The sequence below is a fragment of the Actinomycetospora atypica genome (assembly GCF_042653685.1).
GTDB lineage: Bacteria > Actinomycetota > Actinomycetes > Mycobacteriales > Pseudonocardiaceae > Actinomycetospora > Actinomycetospora atypica.
The window spans coordinates 1-543 of record NZ_JBHSIV010000114.1 but is presented as its reverse complement, the minus strand read 5'-3'; the positions used below and the strand labels follow the sequence as shown (position 1 = coordinate 543).

Annotated in this window: 1 protein-coding gene; it reads left to right on the top strand. The window is 63.2% G+C overall.

Annotation, left to right across the window (positions count from 1 at the left end; all coding sequences use genetic code 11):
- Window positions 1–258: 258 nt before the first annotated feature.
- Window positions 259–543, top strand: a 285-nt coding sequence (locus ACFPBZ_RS29555; RefSeq protein ID WP_378039671.1) for a restriction endonuclease, incomplete at its 3' end; no start/stop codon positions are given.

Sequence of the window (543 nt, the reverse complement as noted above, 5' to 3'; positions counted from 1 at the left end):
CCCGCTGCACGTGCTCCCCCGGGTCGTCGCGGCTCAGACACAAGATCGCACAAGGGGCAGCCCGCGCTAGAGGCCGTGTGGGTGGACCTAGGGGCCGCTGGCCCAGGCCCCTCCGTCGACAGCGCCGCATCCCACGACCCGCCAACTTCGAGAGTGAGTTCAAATCATTTCGCCGAGCCCGCCCAGCCAGGAATAGCACTGTCGATGATTGCTCCACAAGCGATGCCCGGACGGCAACTAGCAGAGGATGCGGACGCAATGAGCGGGGATATGCCGGAATGGAAGCGTTATCAGGAGAACGTCGCTGCGGTCTTGAATGCAGCGGGACTGCAGGCGTCGACTGACGTGTCCGTGGGTGGAGCTCGCGCAACACACGACGTTGACGTGTACGGGATGCTACGGATTGGCGCGCTCGATGTGACCTGGTTGGCTGAGTGCAAGTTGATGCGTCGCCGGGTCGAAAAGTCCCACGTGCTCACTTTCCGCGAGGTCATGCAGGACGTTGGAGGCGATTTAGGGCTGGTCCTCAGCGAGAGCGGGTTC